Here is a 16,180-nt window from a genome sequence, read left to right as displayed (position 1 = left end):
ACCCGAGGCGCGGGAGTGGGGAGCGGATCCGACATGACCGCCGCGCGGCCCGACTGGCAGATCTACCAAGGGAGCCGGATCCCGCACGAGGGCATCGACCGGCTCCCCGAACCGCCCCCGTGGCGCACGTTCACCGGCGGCCCGCCCCTGCCCACCCCGCCCGGCGACTCCGGCAACCCGCACGCGGCCGTCAGCTACCGGCCCGGCGAGGACGCGGTCCGCCAGGTCAACGCCGCGCTCTATCTGCGCAGGCCGCTCCTGGTGACCGGCGCCCCCGGCACCGGCAAGTCCTCCCTCGCGTACGCGGTCACGCACGAACTCGGCCTCGGCAAGGTCCTGCACTGGCCGATCACCAGCCGCGTCACCCTGCGCGACGGCCTCTACGCCTACGACCCGCTCACCCGGCTGTACGCCGCCGAACGCGCCCGCGGCGAACGGGACATGGGGTCCGGCGGCGGCGATGACATCGGCGACTATCTGCGCCTCGGCCCGCTCGGCACGGCCCTGCTCCCCTACGAGCGGCCCCGCGTGCTGCTCGTCGACGAGATCGACAAGAGTGACATCGATCTGCCCAACGACCTCCTCACCATCTTCGAGAAGGGCTCGTACGAGATCGTCGAGCTGGCCCGCCGCGCCGCGCCCACCGCGGAGGTGATGACGGCCGACAGCACCACCGACCGCGTGGAGATCCGCGACGGCACCGTCACCTGCCGCGCCTTCCCCCTCGTCATCATGACGAGCAACGGCGAGCGCGAGTTCCCGCCCGCGTTCCTGCGGCGCTGTGTGACCGTGGACCTGAAGCAGCCCGCGGGCGTGGCGGAGCTGACCGCCATCGTCCGCGAGCACCTCGGCCCGGTGGTCGGCGGCGAGGGCGGCGAACTCCCGCCGGGCGCCCGGGAGATCATCGACCGCTTCTTCGAGCGGCGCAGCGCCGGACTGCTCGCCAACGACCAGCTCCTGAACGCCATCTACATGTGCCATCACGCCGCGTTCAGCGAGGAGCCCGAGAACGTACGGAAGCTGGCGGACCAGGTGATGCCGTTCCTGAGCGGTGAGGCGACGCGGCACGATGACGCTTGACCGGCTCAGGAACGCCCTCGACGCGCTCGGCCCGCCGGTCACCCCGCTGGAACTGGCGGAGATGCTGTGGCTGGCGGAGCGGTTGCCCGCGGGGCCGGGGGACGCCGGACCCCCGGCGTCGCGCCGGTACACCGGCGACCACGTGGACTTCACCGGCGCGACGTTCAACGCTCCCATGGCGGGCGAGGCCATCCTCGGGGAACGAGGGGATGCCGCGGCCGCGGCGGGCGGCGGGGCGGGCGCCGGGCCCCGCGGCCCGGCGCAGCAGGACGGCGATGCCGAGCCGCCCCCCGGCCCCGGCGGACGGCGCAGCACCCTGCACATTCCGCGCGGCACCCCGGGGCCCGGCACCGACGCCGAGGACGTCCTCGTCCCCGCCCCGCAGGCCCTGTGCCGCGAACTGGCGATCCAGCGCGCCCTGCGCCCGCTCAAGCGCCGCGTCCCCGACCCGCGCCGCCGCACCCTGGACGAGGAGGCCACCGCCGCACGCGCCGCCCGCCACCCGGGCCTGCGCCCCTGGGCGCCCGTCATGGCACCGGTCACCGACCGGCTCCTCAGCCTGGTCCTGGTCGTCGACACGGGCCCGGCGATGACGGTGTGGCGCCCGCTCGCCCGTGAGCTGCGCGAGGCGATGCAGCGCACCGGCGCGTTCCGCGACGTACGCGTGAGGCACCTGGCCGACCTGGGCCCGCGGGTCGGCGTCCGCAGCTCGGCCACGGGGCCCGCGCTCGACCCGGCGGCCCTCGTCGACCCGACGGGCCGTCAGGTCGTCCTGGTGCTCAGCGACTGCTCGGGGCCGCACTGGTGGGGCGGCCGCGCGGCCCCCGCCCTGCACCTGTGGGCGGGGCGCGGCCCCACGGCGATCCTCCAGCCACTGCCCGAACGCCTCTGGCGCAGGACCGCGGCCCCCGCCGTGCCGGGACGCGCGATCGCCTCCCGCGCGGGCGCCCCCAACACCGCGCTGCGCTTCACCCCGCACGACGGCCGCGCGGGGCCTCCCGCGCCGGACGCGATCCCCGTGCCGGTCCTCGAACTGGCCCCCGAGTGGCTCGCCGACTGGGCGGGCCTGGTGACCGCGTCGGGCGACCTGCACAGGGACACGGCCGTGACGTACCTGAGTGCGACACCCCCGCCGCACGGCCAACCCGACGTGACCGAAGGGGACTTGACGCTCACCGAACGCATCATCCGCTTCCAGGCGGCGGCCTCGCCCACGGCCGCCGACCTGGCCGCGCACGTCGCGCTCTCGGTGCCCGCGCTGCCGGTCATGCGCCTGATCCAGCAGCGGATCACTCCGGGCTCCCGCCCCAGCGACCTCGCCGAGGTGCTGTTGAGCGGACTGCTCGAACCCGTCGACCCGGAGCGCGGCCTGTACGACTTCGTGCCGGGCGCGCGGGGCGCCCTCCTGGAAACCCTGCCCCGCCCCGAGTCGTTGGCGGTCGCCGACCTCCTGGGGCGGCTCGGCGCGGAGATCGAGGCGCGGGCGGGCTCGGCGACCCGGGCCTTCCGCGCGGTCGTGCCGGTGACCGAAGGGACGGGGAGCCGGGGGCTCGGGGCAGCGGGGGAGCCGTTCGCGCTGGTGAGCGAGGAGGCGTTGGGGCTGTTGCGGGGGCGGGCGATCCGGGTGGTGGAGCGGCCGGGGACGGTGGTCACGGGGGCGGAGGCGCGGGTCCCCGGGGCAGGGAGTGAGGCCGCCTCGTCGTCGGCGGCGGGAGGGGAACCGCCCGGGTCGGTGACGGCTCCGGCGGGTCTCTCCAACGTCACGGTCGCGGACCCGTTCATCGGCCGGGCGCATGAACTCGACGGCCTGGAAAGGACATTCACCGACCTTCACGGGGTCGAGCGGGTCCTCCTGCACGGCAGGGAGGGCGTGGGCAAGACCATGATGGCGATGGCGTGGGCGCGCCGGTGGGGCGGCCGCGACCAGGAGGCCCCTGCGTGGTGGGTCGATGCGGGCTCGCCCGCGTCGCTCGTCGGAGGGCTCTGCGAACTGGCCGGTGCGCTGCAGCCGTCGGCGACGGATTCCGGTACGGCGGGCGAGCGCTGGGAATGGGCCCTTGAGTGGCTGAGCTCCCACACCGGCTGGGCGCTCGTCCTCGACGGCGTCGAGGACCCCGACCACGTGCACGCCCTGCTGTCCCGCCTGGGCCGCGGTGGTGCCGTCCTGATCACCAGCCGGGTGACGGACGGCTGGCCGGACGACGTCTTCCGGCTCGGGCTCGACGTGCCCGCGCTGTCGGAAGTGGTCCAGATGTTCAAGGGCCGCGCGGGCCGGGAGGTCGAAGGCGCCGCGCGTCTGTGTGAAGAGCTGGGCCGCGTGCCGGGCGCCGTGGTGCGGGCGGCCGAGACCGTCGCCGCGACGGGCATGACGGTGGACGAGTACCTCTCCGCGCTGATGGGGGAGGCGTTCGAGTCCCTGGCGGAGGGCCCGGTGCCGACCGAGGCGGCCGAGGGCGCGATCAGGGACGCGCTGCGCTCCCTCGCCGACCTGCAGGCCGTGCAACTGCTGCAGATCCTCGCCTGGTTGGGTTCCGGACCCATTCCCCGTGAGGTGCTCCTGCGCGGCCTGACCCCGGCGTACGACGTGCCCCGCTGTCTGCATGCCCTGTCGGACGCCGGCCTGGTCGGGCTGGATCCGGCGACGGCCACGGTCATGCTTCCCGAGCGGGTCGGAGCCGTCGCCCGCACGCCCGACCACCCCTTCCGGCTGTTCTGGGGGCGCAGTGACATCAACGATGCCCGCTACCGGGCCGTCGTCTGCCTCCTCTCGAGGTCTCCGGAGCCCGCCGACGACCCGGCGAACTGGCCCCGCCACCGACAACTCCTGCCGCTCGTCCAGGGCTTGTGTGCGCGGGCCAGGCCCGATGACGACGGCGCGCCCATGGCCGAGCTGCTGACCTCGACGGCACAATTCCTCCTTACCCAGCGGGAGTTCGACCGGGCCATCGACATGCTGGACAGGGTGCTGTCGTGCCGACGGCGACTCTCGGGCGCGCACTCACCGGCGGCGGCGCATGCCATGGCGGAGCTGGCGCGGGCCCATCTGGCGGCGGGAGGCGCGGAGGCCGCGATCGAACTCCTCAAGGACGCCCAGGCGGCCCTTGCCGACGGCGGCACGGGCTTCGACGAACCGGACATGCTGGCGCTGCGCGCCTCACTCGCGGACGCCTACGCGCAGTCGGGCGAACCCAGGCGGGCCGTGCGGGTCATGGGGGAGGCCCATGCGGCGGCGGCCAGGACGCTGGGAGCCGAGCACCCGAGCACCCTGCGGCTGCAGTCGCGCCTCGCGGCCGCGTACGCGGCGGCGGGGCAATGGGGCGAGGCCGTGAACGCGTACGAGGACGTGTTGGCCGTGCACGGCAGGGTGCTGGGAGCGGACGCCCCCGAAACGCTGGAGGCGCGCCGCGACCTGGCCTTCGCGCACGCGGGGGCGGGGGACGTGCATCTGGCGGTGGCCGAGCAGGATCTGGTGGTGGCGGCCCTGCGCCGGGTCCTCGACGAGGAACACCCGCGCGTGATCCGGGCGCTTGCGGAACTGGCGGGTCTCTATCGGAGGGGCGGCATGAAGCGGCGTGCCGAGCACACGTACGAGCGCGCGCTCCTCGACAGCCTCACCGCGCTGGGCGATGAACATCCGCAGACCCTGGACATCCGTGAGCTGCTGGCCGGGACCTATCTCGCCGACGGGGTCGCGGAACGGGCCGTAGGGCTGCTCGAATCCGTGCTGTCGGGCAGGGGCGGACTCTTCGGCGAGAACGACCCGGACACCCTCCGTGCCGCGGACTCCCTCGCGGTGGCCTACGGGGCCGTGGGGCGCGGGGACGAGCAGATCGCCCTGTACGAAAGGACGTTGGCGGCCCGGCGGGCGCTGTTCGGGGACGACGACCTCGCCACACTGGAGTCGTACGACCGGCTCGCCATGGTCGTCCAGGACGAAGCCGGCGTGATCGACATGCATGCGCGCGCCCACGCGGGGCGGGTGCGGACGCTGGGCGAGGACCATCCCGACACGCTGTGCGCCCTCGAACGACTGGCGCTCGCCCGGATCAGAGCCGGAGAGGCGACGAGGGGCTTCGCCGAGCTGCGGCAGGCGCTGACCCTGTGGCGCGACACCCAGGGGCCCGCCCACACCGACACCCTTCGGGTGCTCGCCACGCTCGCGGACACCTACCTGGGCAGGCATGACGACGAGCAGGCCGTCGCGGTGTACAGGACGGCCCACGAGGAAGCGGGCGACGCCGAGGACTCCGTCGTCGTGCTGCGGCACGCGGTCGCGCACCTCAAGTCGGCGCTGGGCCCCGCCCATCCGGGCGTCCGGCTGATGAGCGAGCGGTTGGCCCGCTCGTACTGACACCCCGAAGGGCCGTCAGTACGAGCGGGCCGCACGCATGTCTTGCCGGGCTGCCGGGCGGTTCGCCGGGCTCAGACCACGTCGAACGTGGCCGGGTCGGGACCGATCCGCCGGTCCTCGTTGAGCGCGGAGATCGCGGCCATGTCCTCGGGGTCGAGCTCGAACCCGAAGACGTCGATGTTCTCCTTGATCCGCGACGGCGTCACGGACTTGGGAATGACCACGTTGCCCAGCTGGATGTGCCAGCGCAGGACGATCTGCGCGGGCGAGCGCCCGTGCTTCTGGGCGATCGCGACGATCGCGGGGACCTCCAGGAGCCCCTTGCCCTGGCCGAGCGGCGACCAGGCCTCGGTGGCGATGCCCTGCTCCGCGTGGAACTCGCGGGAGGCGCGCTGCTGGAGGTGCGGGTGCAGCTCGATCTGGTTGACGGCGGGCACGATCGACGTCTCGCCGAGCAGCCGCTCCAGGTGTCCCGGCAGGAAGTTCGAGACGCCGATGGACGTGGCGCGGCCGTCGGCGTGGATCTTCTCGAACGCCTTGTACGTGTCGACGTACAGGTCCTTGGAAGGCAGCGGCCAGTGGATCAGGTACAGGTCCACGTGGTCGAGGCCGAGCTTCTCCAGCGACGTGTCGAAGGCGCGGAGCGTGGCGTCGTAGCCCTGCTCGCTGTTCCAGAGCTTCGTCGTGACGAAGAGCTCCTCGCGGGCGACGCCGGACGCGGCGATGGCCTTGCCCGTGCCCTCCTCGTTGCCGTAGATGGCCGCGGTGTCGATGCTGCGGTACCCGGCCTCCAGGGCCGTCGCGACGGCCTTCTCGGCCTCGTCGTCCGGCACCTGCCAGACGCCGAATCCGAGCTGGGGCATCTCGACGCCGTTGTTCAGGATGATCGGGGGGACCTTGCTCACGAGCTCTCGATCCTTACATTCGTCGGGTGGTGCTTCCATGGTCAACGATCAGCGGCGCCGCTGCATTCCTGTCCGTGGTCACGGCCGTTTTTCCGGCCCTGGAACGACGGGTGCGGAATGGCCGGATATCTAGGCGGCGCCCGGATCGGATCGGTCCGGACCATTGACGGTGTCCCGTCATGCCGCGACCCTATTGCACGCCACTGAACGCGGGACACTCATGTGAACGCATCCGTCGCCTGTGCCGCCCCGCGCCTCCGTGGCGCGCTCCTGAAACCCCACCTCTTCAGGAAAGGCCGCGACATGCCCACGCCCACACACTCCCTCCCGGCACCCACGACCGGCCGCGAGCACCCGGCCACGCCCCCCGCACGGCCCGCCGCGGACGACGCCGGCTGGCAGACCCCCGGCTACGCGGTCGTCGACACCGCCCTCGAAGTCACCGCCTACCTCCTCGCCGACCGGTAGCACCGCCGCCATGCTGCTGCAGGTGCTCGGCACCGCGGCGGGCGGCGGGCTGCCCCAGTGGAACTGCGCGTGCCCCGGGTGCACCGGGGCACGCACCCACCCGGAGCGCCGCCGCCGGCACGCCGCACTCGCCGTCCACGCGGGGGAGGGGCGCTGGTACCTCGTCAACGCCACCCCCGACATCGCCGACCAGATCGAGTCGGTCCACGCGCTGCTCCCCGGCGCGGGCGCCGACGCACGGCGCACCCCCGTCGCCGGAGTCGTCCTCACCGACGCGGAACTCGACCACACCCTCGGCCTCGCCCGGCTGCGCGAGGCGCGCGACGGCATCGAGGTCATCGCCACGGCGCCCGTACGCGACGCGGTGCGCGACGGGCTGCGGCTCGACGCGCTCCTGGAGCCCTACACGCGGGTGCGCTGGCGGGAACTGACCGCCGAAGCGAGCCTGCATCTGCCGGGCGGCGCCGGAATCCAGGTCCGTGCCGTACCTGTTTCGGCCAAGCGTCCGCGGTACGCCGCGGGCACGGGGCCCGACGCGGGCACCTGGTCCATCGCCCTGCGCCTCCACGAGCCCGCCACCGGCAGGACCGTGCTCTACGCCCCGGCCCTCGCCGTCTGGAGCACGGCGTTCGACCGGGCCGCCAAGGACGCCGACTGCGTCATCGTCGACGGCACGTTCTGGGACGACGACGAGCCCGTACGCTCCGGCTTCACCGCCCGCACCGCCACGGCCATGGGGCACCGCCCGATCTCCGGACCCACCGGCACGGCCCACCGCCTCGCCCGGCTGCCGGGCCGCTGCCTCTACACCCACCTCAACAACACCAACCCCTTGGGGGACCCGCATGCCGAGCAGTACAAGCTGCTCGCCGAGTGGGGCATCGAAGTGGCCGCCGAGGGGATGGTGATCGAGCCGTGACGACGGCGACCCGCACCCGGGAGCAGGAACCCTGGACCCCGGACGAGCTCACGGACCGGCTGCGCGCCGTCTCCGCCGAGCGCTACCACGACCGGCACCCCTTCAACGTACGCATGCACGCGGGCGAACTGACCCGCGAGGAGCTGCGCCGCTGGATCGCCAACCGCTTCCACTACCAGCGGCACATCCCCGTCAAGGACGCCCTGATCCTCGCCAAGTTCGACGACCCCGCGCTGCGCAGGGGCTGGCTGCGCAGGATCAGGGACCACGACGGGGAGCGGGACGGCGAGGGCGGCATCGAGCGCTGGCTGCGGCTCGGCGAGGCCGCCGGGCTCGACAGGGAGCAACTCCTCGACGCCTCACAGGTGTTGCCCGGGGTGCGGCTCGCCGTCGACGGGTACGTCAACTTCTGCCGCCTCGGCACCGCCCTGGACGCCGTCGCCGCCTCGCTCACCGAACTGTCCGCGCCCGATCTGATGGTGACCAGGATCGCCGCGTTCGAGCGGCACTATCCGTGGATCGACGGGGACGGACTCGCCTACTTCCGCACCCGCGTCGGACAGGGCGGCCGCGACGGGCAGGAGGCGCTCGCCCTGGTCCGCGCCTGGGCCCGCACCCGCGAGGAGCAGGAACGGGCCGTCGCCGCGCTCGCGTTCAAGTGCGACGTGCTGTGGTCGCTGCTCGACGCCGTCGACCGGGGGACCGGAGGTGCTCCGTGACCGCCCGCGACGCCCTGCGCGCTGCCGCGCGCGACGCGTGGCGCCCCGAGCTGGCCCGCTCGGTGCTGCTCCGCCACGACCGGGTGCGCGGCGTCGACCTCCTGGTGCTGCCCGAGCGCGTGGTCGTCCTGCGGGGCGCCGCGGGCAGCATCGTCGGCCTGTGCGACGGGCGGCGTGATGTCGCGGGGATCGTGGCGGAGCTGGCGCGGCGGCATCCGGACGCGCCCGTTGCCGCCGAAGTGCCGGTGTTCCTTGAGCAGTTGAGGGACGAGGGGTGGCTGCGGTGACGGCTGCCCCCGAGCAGGACGCGAGAGGGGGAAGAGGCGCCCCGGAACCCGACCCGCCCTGGGCCCTCCTCGCCGAGCTCACCCACGGCTGCCCCCTGCGCTGCGCCTACTGCTCGAACCCCGTCGAACTGGCCGGTCGGTCAGGCGAGTTGACGGCCGCCGAGTGGGCCGACGTCTTCCGGCAGGCCGCCGAACTCGGCGTCGTGCAGAGCCACTTGTCCGGCGGCGAACCCCTGCTGCGGCGCGACCTCACGGAGATCGTCGCGGGCGCCGTCGCCGCGGAGATCCATACGCAGCTCGTGACCAGCGGCGTCGGACTGCACGGCAAACGGCTCGCCGCGCTCGTCGGTGCCGGGCTGCACAGCGTCCAGCTGTCCGTGCAGCACGCCGACCCCCGGGCCGCGCTGCGCATCGCGGGCGTACGGGCGTTCGCGGCGAAGGAGCGGGCCGCGCGCCTCATCAGGGCGGCCGGGCTGCCGCTCGGGCTCAACGCCGTCCTGCACCGCGCCAACCTCGACGCGCTCGACGCCCTCGTGGAACTCGGCATCTCCTGGGGCGCCGACCGGATCGAACTGGCCAACACGCAGTTCTACGGCTGGGCGCTGCGCAACCGCGACGCGCTGCTCCCGGACCGGGCCCAGGTGGCGCGGGCCCGCGAGCGCGTGGAGCGGTGGCGGCGGCGACTGGAGGGACGCATGGAACTCGTGTGGGTGGCGCCCGACTACGTCGACGGCATCGCGAAACCCTGCATGGGCGGCTGGGGCGCCCGCTCGCTGACCGTCACGCCGGACGGCACGGTGCTGCCCTGCCCGGCGGCCGCGGATCTCGTCGGACCCGCGGCACCCAACGTCAGAAGGCATCAACTGGCCTGGATCTGGCGGGAGTCGGACGCCTTCACCCGCTACCGCGGCGACGCGTGGATGAGCGACACCTGCCGCGGCTGCGCGCTGCGGACGGTCGACTTCGGCGGCTGCCGCTGCCAGGCGTACGCCCTGACCGGCGACGCCGCCCGCACGGACCCCGCCTGCCACCGCTCGCCGGACCACGCCATGGTCCGCGCCCTGGTCGACGGGGCGGACGCCACCGCGCAGGCGCCGCCCGACTACGTCTACCGCGCGCACACCACCGGACCGGCGCCCAGGTAGCCAGGTAGCTGGGTAGCTGAGTAGCTGAGTAGTCCGGCAACTCCCCACGGCCCCAAGGGTCTTGGGCCCCGTACGTCCCCCGACTGTCAGGAAACCTTCCTGACATTGCCGCAGAAAGGGAAGCCCCACGTGACACTCCACACTCCCCGCTCACGCTCCCGTACTCGCTCCCGTGCCCGTTCCCGTTCCCGCAGAACGACCGCCGCCCTGGCTGCCGTCGCCGCGCTGTCCGGCGCGGCGGCGCTGACCCTGGCGGGCGAGCCCACCACCGCAGAGGCGTCCCCCGCGCCCGCCGCACGGGCGTCCGGCACCATCCACGCCGCGCCCTACGAGTACCTCGGCTGGGGAAATCCGCAGAAGCCCACCGATGTGATGGCCGCGACCGGCGTCAAGTGGTTCACGCTCGCGTTCATCCTGTCCGACGGCGGCTGCAACCCGGCCTGGGACGGCAGCCGACCGCTCAAGGGCGGCTCCGACGAGGCGGCCATCAAGTCCATCCGCGGCGCGGGCGGCGACATCGTCGTGTCCGTCGGCGGCTGGAGCGGTGCCAAGCTCGGCGAGAAGTGCAGCAGCGCCACCGCGCTCGCCGGTGCTTACCAAAAGGTCATCGACGCCTACAAGTTGAAGGCGTTCGACATCGACATCGAGGACACCGAGTTCTCCAACGCCACCGTGCGGCAGCGCGTCGTGGACGCCCTGAAGATCGTCGAGGCGAAGAACCCCGGGATCGTCACCTATGTGACCATGGGCACCACCCCGAACGGCCCCGACGCCACCGGCAAGGACCTCATCAAACGCGGCGCAGCGGCCGGACTCGCCCATGACGCCTGGGTGATCATGCCGTTCGACTTCGGCGGGCACAGCGGCACCATGGGCCAGGCCTCCGTCAGCGCCCTGGAGGGCCTGAAGAGCGCGGTCAAGAGCGCCTACGGCTACAGCGACGCCGACGCCTACCAGCACATAGGCGTGTCCTCCATGAACGGCAAGACCGACGTGGCGGGCGAGACCGTCACCACGGCCGACTTCAGGACGATCCTCGCGTACGCACAGGAGCACCACATCGCGCGGTACGCCTTCTGGTCCGTGAACCGCGACCGCGCCTGCGGTTCCGGCGGTGACGCCGACGCCTGCAGCGGCGTCGCGCAGTCGCCGTACGACTTCACCAAAATCGTCGCGCAGTACGGAGGTTGAGATGGGCAGCGCACGCATGGGACGCAAGAAGAGAGCGGTCCTGCTCGCGACCGCCGTCGCGCTGGCGGCCGGTGCCGTGACCGCCGCGACGGCCGGTGCGGCACCGGCACCGGCATCCGCACCGGCACCCGCACCGGACCGTACGGCCTCCGCCGCCGGTGAGCCGGGCGCCCCCGTCACCCTCTCCACCGGCTGGACCATCCCCTGGGGCACGTCCTGGCTGCCCGACGGATCCGGCGCACTGGTCACCGAGCGCGACGACTTCCGGGTGTGGTGGATCGCGAAGGACGGCAAGGAGAAGAAGGATCTCGGCAAGGTCCCCGAGTCGCAGACCACCGGGGGCGAGGGCGGTCTGATGGGGCTCGCCGTCGATCCGGACTGGGCGACGAACCACTACATCTACGTCATGCACACCTCGTCCGAGGGCAACCGCATCGCCCGCATGACGTACGACGGGACGTCCGTCGGCGGCTACAAGGTGCTGCTCAAGGGCATCAAGAAGAACAAGTACCACAACGGCGGCCGCCTCGCCTTCGGCCCCGACGGGTATCTGTACGCCACCACGGGCGACGCCCAGGACAAGCCGCTCGCCCAGGACAAGAACTCCCTCAACGGCAAGATCCTGCGCCTGACGAAGGACGGGAAGCCCGCCCCCGGCAACCCCTTCGGCACCTACGTGTACAGCCTCGGCCACCGCAACCCGCAGGGCATCGCCTTCGACCCCCAAGGCCGCCTGTGGGAGGCCGAGTTGGGCGACGCCACCAGGGACGAACTCAACCTCATCAAGTCCGGCAAGAACTACGGCTGGCCCACCTGCGAAGGCACCTGCGACGTCGCAGGCATGACCAACCCCAAGCGGACCTGGGGCGTCGCCGAGGCCTCGCCGAGCGGCGTCGCGATCGTCGACGGCGCCGTCTACATGGCGGCCCTGAAGGGCAAACGCCTGTGGCGCATCCCGATCAACGCCGACAACGAGGACACCGGCACCCCGAAGGCGTACTACATCAGTGAGTACGGTCGCCTGCGCTCCGTGACCACGGTGCCCGGCGCCTCCGAACTGTGGCTGTCCACCACCAACGCCGACAACAACGGCGGACAGCCCGACGGCTCGGACAAGATCTTCCGCGTGCCCATCGGACAGGGCTGAGCTAGGCGGCGGTCCCGAGGTAGGCGTCGCGGACCTTCGGGTCGGCGCGTACCTCGGCCGCCGTGCCCTGTGCGAGGACGCGGCCCAGGTCGAGGACGACGACACGGGCGCACAGTTCCATCACGAAGGCGACGTTGTGCTCGACGAGCAGCACCGCGCAGCTCTCCTCGTCCGCCAAGTGCCGGATGACGGCGGCCAGATGGCGTCTCTCGGACTCCGTCATCCCGGAGGCGGGTTCGTCCAGGAGCAGCACCCTGGGCGGATCCGCCACCGCACGTGCCAGCTCCACCATGCGGGCCAGGCCGACCGGCAGCGCGCCCGCGTAGTCACCGGCGAGCGCGTCGAGTCCGCAGGCGCGCAGGACGGCGGCGGCCCGTTCGCGCCGCCTCCTCTCGTGCGTACGACGGGTGGGCGCCGCCACGAGATCCGCGGCGAACCCGCCTCCGCCGCCCCGCCACTCCTGCGCGACGACGAGATTGTCGGCGACGGTGAGCTGCCCGAAGAGCTGCTGCCGCTGGAAGGTGCGGCGCATCCCGTGCCGGGCGCGCCACACGGGGGAGCGGCGCGTGACATCGGTGCCGTCGAGGACGACGCGGCCGCCGTCGGGGCGGCGGATGCCGGAGAGGACGTCGAACAGGGTCGTCTTTCCCGCCCCGTTGGGCCCGATCAGCCCGCACACCTCGCCCGCGCGGACGGCCAGTTCGACGCCGGTGAGGGCATGGATGCCGCCGAATCTGACGCCGACCCCGGTGGCCTGAAGGACGTGCTCCGCCGCCCGCCGCCCGCTCCTGCTCTCCTGCACGACTGCCCCACTCCCTCGGCGGCCGTGCCGCCCGCCGCCATGCCCAGATACGCCTCGGTGAGCCGGTCCGCCCGCACCTCGGAGCGCGGACCGCACCAGGAGACGCGGCCCTGGGCGAGATACGCCACCGTGTCCGCGACGCCCAGGATCTCGGCCGCCTTCTCCTCGACGAGCAGCAACGCCGTTCCGTGGTCCCGGAGTTCGACGAGCAGCCGGAACACCTCATCGACGACGCGCGGCGCGAGACCGAGCGACGGCTCGTCCGCGATCAGCACCTTCGGCGGGCGCTGGAGCAGCGGCGCGAGCGCAAGCAGCTGCTGCTCCCCGCCGGACAGCGAGCCCGCCACGACCCCTCGGCGGTCCGCGAGGCCCGTGAACCGTTCGTAGACGGCGTCGCGTTGGTCCTTCTCCTTGAGGTGCAGGGCGAGATTCTCCTCGATGGTGAGCGAGGGGAAGATCCCCCGGCCCTCGGGGGCAAGGACCACCCCTGCGCAGGAACGCTGGACGGCGCCCTCGCGGGTGGCGTCGCGGCCCGCCCCACGTACACCCGCCCCTCGGCTGGCCGGACGAGGCCTGCCGTGACCCGGCATGTGGTGGACTTTCCGGCCCCGTTGGGCCCGAGCAGGGCGACGATCTCGCCGGGGTGCACGGTGAGATTCACTCCGTGGAGGACGGGGGCGCCGTCGTATCCGGCGTGGAGTCCGTCGAGGACGAGGGCGGGGGCTGCGCCGTGGGCCCCGACGTCGTCCGGGTTGCTGGGGCTCCGCCCCGGACCCCGCTCCTCGAACGCCGGAGGGGCTGAAACTGTCCGGCCCGGGGGAGCACTCATCCGTCTGCGATGCATCCGCACGGACACCGCCGCGCAGTACCCGTCCGGGTCATTGGCCAACGCAAGCCCCGCGAGCCCGAACAGAATCACCGGCAAGTGCACCGACTCCGTCACATGGTCCGCCACGAGATGCGGCACGATCGCGAAGACCAGGCCCGCCACCACCGCGAACTGCGCCCGCCGCACGCCCGCCGCGACCGCCACCGGCATCCCCTCCCCGCCGGGCGAGAAGGTTTACGGCCGGGGCCGATGGTTCACGCATCCGACTCCCGGTCGCCCGGTGCCTTGCCGCCGGAGCGACTGCGCGTGCGTTCGCCGCGTACCCCGCGGCAGAGGCCCTCGTGCGGGACGGCGAGCCGAGAACGGCAGTAGGGCAGCAGGGGGCGATTCGCTGCACGGCGACCGCAACTGCACGATCAGGCGCGGAAATTGAACAGTGCGCGCTGCGTCGTGCGCGGCTACCAACGCCTCATGACCGGTACAGCGCCTCGACCTCGGCCAGATACGCCTGCTCGATCGCCTTCCGCTTCAGCTTCAGGGAGGGGGTCAGGAGCCCGTGCTCCTCGGAGAACTGGTGCGCCAGTATCCGGAACGTACGGATCGACTCGGCCTGCGAGACAAGGGTGTTGGCGGCCACCACCGCGCGCCGCACCTCGGTCTCCAGGTCCGGGTCGCGCACCAGGTCGCCGGGCGGCATCAGCGGCTTGCGGCGCATGGTCAGCCAGTGCTCGACGGCCTCCGAGTCCAGCGTGACGAGCGCCGCGATGTAGGGGCGGTCGTTGCCGACGACGATGCACTGCGCGACCAGCGGGTGGTCGCGCACCCGCTCCTCCAGCTGGGCCGGCGACACGCTCTTGCCGCCGGACGTCACCAGGATCTCCTTCTTGCGGCCGGTGATCGTGAGGTAGCCGTCCTCGTCGAGCGCGCCGAGGTCGCCGGTGGCGAGCCAGCCGTCGTGCAGGGTCGCGTCGGTGGCCTTGCGGTCGTTGAGGTAGCCCTGGAAGACATTGCCCCCGTGCAGCCAGACCTCGCCGTCCTCCGCGATGTGCACGGTGGTGCCGGGGATGGCGAGGCCCACCGTGCCGTAGCGGGTGCGCTCGGGCGGGTTGGCGGTCGCGGCGGCCGTCGACTCGGTCAGGCCGTACCCCTCGTAGATCGTGACGCCCGCGCCCGCGAAGAACAGGCCGAGCCGCCGGTCCATCCCGGAACCGCCGGACATCGCGTGCCGCACCCGGCCGCCCATCGCCTCGCGCACCTTGGAGTAGACGAGCTTCTCGAAGAGCTGGTGCTGCATGCGCAGGGACGCCGAAGGGCCGGGTCCGGTGCCGAACGCCCTGGCCTCCATCGCCTCGGCGTACCGCACCGCGCACTCCACGGCCTTGTCGAAGGCGCCCGCCCTGCCGTCCTTCTCCGCCTTGCGCCGCGCCGCGTTGAAGACCTTCTCGAAGATGTACGGCACGGCCAGGATGAACGAGGGCCGGAACGCCGCCAGATCGGGCAGCAGCGCCGCCGCGTTGAGGTTCGGCTGGTGGCCCATCTTGACCCGGCCGCGCACCGCCGCGACCTGCACCATGCGGCCGAAGACGTGCGCGAGCGGCAGGAAGAGCAGCGTCGTCGCCTCGTCGCCGCGCTTGGAGTGGAAGACCGGCTCCCAGCGCGCGACCATCACATCGGCCTCGAACATGAAATTCGCGTGGGAGATCAGACAGCCCTTGGGGCGGCCGGTGGTGCCAGACGTGTAGATGATCGTCGCGATCGAGTCGGGCGTGACCGCGCGCCGGTGCCGGTGCACCACCTCGTCGTCGATGTCCCGGCCCGCGCCGTTCAGTTCACCGACGGCGTCGGCGTCCAGCTGCCAGAGCCTGCGCAGCTGCGGAAGGCGGTCTATCACCGAGCCGATCGTCATCGCGTGGTCCTCGTGCTCGACCATCGCGGCCGACACCTGCGCGTCGTGCAGCATCCAGAAGACCTGCTCGGCGGAGGACGTCGGATAGACCGGCACCACCTGGGCGCCGATGGTCCACAGGGCGAAGTCGAAGAGCGTCCACTCGTACCGGGTGCGGGACATGATGGCGACGCGGTCCCCGAACCGTACGCCCTGCGCGATGAGCCCTTTGGCCAGCGCGAGCACCTCGTCGCGGAACCCGGCGGAGGTGACGTCGTGCCACCGCCCGTCCGTCTTGCGGCCGAGCGCGATGCGATGCGGGTCCTCGGCGGCATGGTCGAACACGGCGTCGGCAAGGCCGCCCACCAGCGGCGCCGACGCCATCGGAGGATTCGTGAACTCGCGCAATGATGCTCCTTGTGGCGCTCCGCACAGCGCCGTGACCGTACCCC

Annotated in this window: 13 protein-coding genes and 1 pseudogene; 9 read left to right on the top strand and 5 right to left on the bottom strand. The window is 72.8% G+C overall.

The genetic code is table 11. From position 1 onward, the window contains the following. Nucleotides 1–33 precede the first annotated feature (33 nt). Together ACFWZ2_RS01590 and ACFWZ2_RS01585 are read left to right on the top strand one after the other, a co-directional pair. Nucleotides 34–1,080, top strand: a complete 1,047-nt coding sequence (locus tag ACFWZ2_RS01590) for an AAA family ATPase (RefSeq protein ID WP_384540109.1) — start codon at nt 34–36, stop codon at nt 1,078–1,080. Further along, nucleotides 1,070–5,431, top strand: coding sequence for an SAV_2336 N-terminal domain-related protein (locus ACFWZ2_RS01585; protein ID WP_384540107.1), 4,362 nt, complete (start codon nt 1,070–1,072; stop codon nt 5,429–5,431). Before ACFWZ2_RS01590 ends, ACFWZ2_RS01585 begins: the two co-directional genes overlap by 11 nt. Before the next feature lie 71 nt (nt 5,432–5,502). On the opposite strand, the gene ACFWZ2_RS01580 is transcribed toward ACFWZ2_RS01585, so the two are convergent. Continuing rightward, the gene (locus ACFWZ2_RS01580; protein ID WP_384540104.1) at nt 5,503–6,375 is read right to left on the bottom strand and encodes an aldo/keto reductase; all 873 of its coding nucleotides are present in this window, start codon (nt 6,373–6,375) and stop codon (nt 5,503–5,505) included. A gap of 264 nt (nt 6,376–6,639) precedes the next feature. Between ACFWZ2_RS01580 and ACFWZ2_RS01575 the strand changes: the two genes are divergently transcribed. From ACFWZ2_RS01575 to ACFWZ2_RS01545, 7 genes are all read left to right on the top strand, one after another. Next, nucleotides 6,640–6,804: a hypothetical protein gene (locus ACFWZ2_RS01575; RefSeq protein ID WP_384540101.1), complete on the top strand. Its 165-nt coding sequence runs from the start codon at nt 6,640–6,642 to the stop codon at nt 6,802–6,804. Between the two features lie 10 nt (nt 6,805–6,814). Further along, nucleotides 6,815–7,723 carry a pyrroloquinoline quinone biosynthesis protein PqqB gene (gene pqqB, locus ACFWZ2_RS01570; RefSeq protein ID WP_384540098.1) on the top strand — a complete coding sequence of 303 codons (909 nt, stop codon included), beginning with the start codon at nt 6,815–6,817 and terminating at the stop codon, nt 7,721–7,723. Beyond that, entirely contained in the window at nt 7,720–8,442 is a 723-nt protein-coding gene (pqqC, locus tag ACFWZ2_RS01565) for a pyrroloquinoline-quinone synthase PqqC (RefSeq protein ID WP_384540096.1), read from the top strand. The genes pqqB and pqqC overlap by 4 nt, the downstream gene beginning before the upstream one ends. Further along, nucleotides 8,439–8,729: a pyrroloquinoline quinone biosynthesis peptide chaperone PqqD gene (gene pqqD / locus ACFWZ2_RS01560; RefSeq protein ID WP_384540093.1), complete on the top strand. Its 291-nt coding sequence runs from the start codon at nt 8,439–8,441 to the stop codon at nt 8,727–8,729. Before pqqC ends, pqqD begins: the two co-directional genes overlap by 4 nt. Then, nucleotides 8,726–9,874 carry a pyrroloquinoline quinone biosynthesis protein PqqE gene (gene pqqE / locus ACFWZ2_RS01555; protein ID WP_384540091.1) on the top strand — a complete coding sequence of 383 codons (1,149 nt, stop codon included), beginning with the start codon at nt 8,726–8,728 and terminating at the stop codon, nt 9,872–9,874. The genes pqqD and pqqE overlap by 4 nt, the downstream gene beginning before the upstream one ends. Before the next feature lie 129 nt (nt 9,875–10,003). Continuing rightward, the gene (locus ACFWZ2_RS01550; RefSeq protein WP_384540088.1) at nt 10,004–11,065 is read left to right on the top strand and encodes a chitinase; all 1,062 of its coding nucleotides are present in this window, start codon (nt 10,004–10,006) and stop codon (nt 11,063–11,065) included. Nucleotide 11,066: 1 nt separating this feature from the next. After that, a complete protein-coding gene (locus ACFWZ2_RS01545) occupies nt 11,067–12,212 on the top strand; it encodes a PQQ-dependent sugar dehydrogenase (protein WP_384540085.1) in 1,146 nt (381 codons plus the stop codon). 1 nt (nt 12,213) lies between these two features. On the opposite strand, the gene ACFWZ2_RS01540 is transcribed toward ACFWZ2_RS01545, so the two are convergent. From ACFWZ2_RS01540 to ACFWZ2_RS01525, 4 genes and pseudogenes are all read right to left on the bottom strand, one after another. Next, nucleotides 12,214–12,936 carry an ABC transporter ATP-binding protein gene (locus tag ACFWZ2_RS01540; protein ID WP_384540365.1) on the bottom strand — a complete coding sequence of 241 codons (723 nt, stop codon included), beginning with the start codon at nt 12,934–12,936 and terminating at the stop codon, nt 12,214–12,216. After that, entirely contained in the window at nt 12,879–13,604 is a 726-nt protein-coding gene (locus ACFWZ2_RS01535; RefSeq protein ID WP_384540082.1) for an ATP-binding cassette domain-containing protein, read from the bottom strand. Before ACFWZ2_RS01535 ends, ACFWZ2_RS01540 begins: the two co-directional genes overlap by 58 nt. 2 nt (nt 13,605–13,606) lie before the next feature. Next, nucleotides 13,607–13,843 (bottom strand): annotated as a pseudogene (locus ACFWZ2_RS01530) (ATP-binding cassette domain-containing protein); the annotation flags it as partial. Between the two features lie 469 nt (nt 13,844–14,312). Beyond that, a complete protein-coding gene (locus ACFWZ2_RS01525; RefSeq protein ID WP_384540079.1) occupies nt 14,313–16,136 on the bottom strand; it encodes an AMP-dependent synthetase/ligase in 1,824 nt (607 codons plus the stop codon). Between the last annotated feature and the right edge of the window lie 44 nt (nt 16,137–16,180).

Source organism: Streptomyces sp. NPDC059002 (assembly GCF_042740435.1).
Taxonomy (GTDB): domain Bacteria; phylum Actinomycetota; class Actinomycetes; order Streptomycetales; family Streptomycetaceae; genus Streptomyces.
Note: the sequence above shows the minus strand (reverse complement) of the source record. Positions and strands in the feature narration are given on the sequence as shown.

Excerpts from the sequence above, each read along its gene's own strand:
- ACFWZ2_RS01590 (WP_384540109.1), top strand. The coding sequence starts at position 34 with ATGACCGCCGCGCGGCCCGACTGGCAGATCTACCAAGGGAGCCGGATC.
- ACFWZ2_RS01585 (WP_384540107.1), top strand. The coding sequence starts at position 1,070 with ATGACGCTTGACCGGCTCAGGAACGCCCTCGACGCGCTCGGCCCGCCG.
- ACFWZ2_RS01580 (WP_384540104.1), bottom strand. The coding sequence starts at position 6,375 with ATGGAAGCACCACCCGACGAATGTAAGGATCGAGAGCTCGTGAGCAAG.
- ACFWZ2_RS01575 (WP_384540101.1), top strand. The coding sequence starts at position 6,640 with ATGCCCACGCCCACACACTCCCTCCCGGCACCCACGACCGGCCGCGAG.
- pqqB (WP_384540098.1), top strand. The coding sequence starts at position 6,815 with ATGCTGCTGCAGGTGCTCGGCACCGCGGCGGGCGGCGGGCTGCCCCAG.
- ACFWZ2_RS01545 (WP_384540085.1), top strand. The coding sequence starts at position 11,067 with ATGGGCAGCGCACGCATGGGACGCAAGAAGAGAGCGGTCCTGCTCGCG.
- ACFWZ2_RS01535 (WP_384540082.1), bottom strand. The coding sequence starts at position 13,604 with ATGCCGGGTCACGGCAGGCCTCGTCCGGCCAGCCGAGGGGCGGGTGTA.